We start from the raw sequence: 2,617 nt of genomic DNA on the forward strand, positions 1-2,617 counted from the left end.
CATCATGGATGCCATCTTCCCGGCAGCGAATTACCTTGAGGATTCACTGCGCTGGGCCGATGGCGTCCTCACCGGCTCGGTCAAGGTCGAGCGCAAGAACGAGCCGGGCAAGATCGAGCGTCTCACCAAGTGGCCGATCGCCATCAAGATGGCCCGCGGGATGCTCGAGAGCCGCATCGGCACGGTCCCCCGCTCCCCCTATGTGGCACTCGACCTGCTCGATAAGGCCAAGAGTGGCACGAAAGCGGAGGGGTTCGCGCGCGAGGATGAGGCGCTGACTGATCTCATCACCGGTGATCAGTTCGCGGCATCCATGTATGCGTTCGACCTCGTGCAGAAGCGCGCTAAGCGACCCGTCGGTGCGCCGGACAGGGCTCTGGCCAAGAAGGTCCAGAAGGTCGGGATCATCGGGGCGGGCCTCATGGCCAGCCAGTTCGCGCTGCTTTTCGTGCGCAAGCTCCAGGTTCCCGTCCTGATCACCGACCTCGATCAGGGGCGCGTTGATAAGGGGCTCGCCTACATTCACGACGAGATCGGCAAGCTCGAGCAGAAGGGGCGACTCGATGGGGATGCCGCGAACCGCCTGCGGGCACTCATTCACGGCACCACGGACAAGAGTGAGTATGCCGACTGCGACTTCGTGATCGAAGCGGTCTTCGAAGAGGTCGGAGTCAAGCAGCAGGTGTTCGGTGAGATCGAGAAGATCATCGCCGAAGACGCGATTCTCGCGACAAACACCTCGTCCCTGTCGGTGGAGGAGATCGGCGAGAAGCTCGAGCACCCCGAGCGACTCGTCGGATTCCACTTTTTCAATCCGGTCGCAGTGATGCCGCTGATCGAGATCGTGAGAACACCCGCGACCGACGAGGCGGCACTGTCGACCGCCTTCGTCGTGGCCAAGGGGCTCGGCAAGAACGCTGTTCTCACCGCCAATGCCCCGGGTTTTGTCGTCAACCGCCTTCTTGCGAAGGTCATGGGCGAGGCTGCTCGGGCCGTGTACGAAGGCACGCCGCTGCTTACGGTCGAGAAGGCCTTCGGCCCCCTCGGCCTGCCCATGACACCCTTCCAGCTCATCGATCTGGTGGGCTGGAAGGTCGCCGCGCACGTGCAGGACACGATGGCTGCAGCCTTCCCAGAGCGCTTCTATGCGAACGAGAACTTCCACGAGCTGGCGGAGCTGCCGCAGGTCGTCGAGAAGGACAAGAACGGCAAGGTCACTGGCTGGACGAAGGCTGCCGAGAAGATCCTCAAGCCGGCCGTGGGCACTGCACCGGCGCGCGAAGACGAGATCCTTCGCCGCGTGCAGGACGGGTTGGCGCAGGAGATCCGCATCATGCTCGATGAGGGTGTCGTGCCCGAGGTCGAAGACATCGATCTCTGCCTGATCCTCGGTGCAGGCTGGCCCTTCATCGACGGCGGCGCCTCGCCGTACCTCGATCGCGAAGGGGCATCTCAGCGCGTCTTTGGGGGCACCTTCCACGAACCGCCCATCCGAGGAATCGCCGCCGTCTGATCAGACCGCACACGAGAGAGGGGGCCCGGCTGGATCAGCCGGGCCCCCTCTCTCGTGTGCATTGCCGCGTCAGTCGCGGCGTTCCGCGAACTCGGCGACGAAATCGGCGCTGTTCTCAGCCCGGCGTGCGATCGGAATCCTGGTGCCGAGGACCTGCGCGACGACATCCTGGGCGATCTTGCTGGCGACAAGCCCGGCATCCTCGAGGATCTGCTCACGGGTCGCATGAGCGATGAACTCATCGGGAAGCCCGAGCTCATCGACGGCGGTATCGACGCCCGCCTCCCGCAGCACCTGGCGAACGCGGGTCCCGATCCCCCCGACACGGATGCCGTCCTCGATCGTGATCACGAGGCGGTGCGCCGCAGCGAGATCGATCACAGACGGCTGGACGGGGATCACCCAGCGGGGGTCGATGACAGTCGCACCGATCCCCTGAGCACGTAGTCGGGTCGCGACGTCCATTGCGATGTGCGCCATCGGCCCGATGCCGACCAGCAAGACGTCTTCCGCGCCGCCGCGAGCGAGCACGTCGACCCCGTCATCGAGACGTTCGACCGCAGGCAGGTCGGGGAGCACCGACCCCTTCGGGAACCGCACAACGGTTGGGGCATCGGACACCGAAACCGCCTCGCGGAACTCTTCGCGCAGACGCTCCGCGTCGCGAGGCGCCGCGATTCGGATGTTGGGCACGAGCTGCAGCATGGCGAGGTCCCAGACGCCGTGGTGACTGGGCCCGTCGGGCCCGGTGACCCCCGCGCGGTCGAGGACGAAGGTGACCCCCGCACGGTGCAGTGCGACATCCATCATGACCTGATCGAAGGCGCGGTTCATGAAGGTCGCGTAGACGGCAACGACGGGATGCAGCCCCCCGAAGGCCAGACCCGCCGCTGAAGCCACGGCGTGCTGCTCAGCGATGCCAACGTCATAAACCCGCTGCGGAAAGCGCTCAGCGAAGGGTTGCAGGCCGGTGGGGCGCAGCATCGCAGCGGTGATGGCGATGACGTCTTCGCGCTCGGACCCCACCTCCACGAGCTCCTGGGCGAAGACGTCAGTCCAGGCCGATGCACCGGAACCGCCGACGGGCTCACCCGAGACGGGGTC

General features: G+C 65.5%; 2 protein-coding genes. One reads left to right on the forward strand and one right to left on the reverse strand.

What is annotated here, in order from left to right; all coding sequences use genetic code 11:
• On the forward strand, positions 1 to 1,513 hold a 1,513-nt coding region (locus Q1V87_RS13295), incomplete at its 5' end, for a 3-hydroxyacyl-CoA dehydrogenase family protein (protein WP_300593778.1).
• Positions 1,514 to 1,582: 69 nt separating this feature from the next.
• Here Q1V87_RS13295 and Q1V87_RS13300 read toward each other — a convergent pair.
• A partial coding sequence (locus tag Q1V87_RS13300) for a transketolase C-terminal domain-containing protein (protein ID WP_300593781.1) occupies positions 1,583 to 2,617 on the reverse strand: 1,035 nt, incomplete at its 5' end.

Origin of the sequence: Microbacterium sp., assembly GCF_030149085.1 — a bacterium.
Lineage (GTDB): Bacteria > Actinomycetota > Actinomycetes > Actinomycetales > Microbacteriaceae > Microbacterium.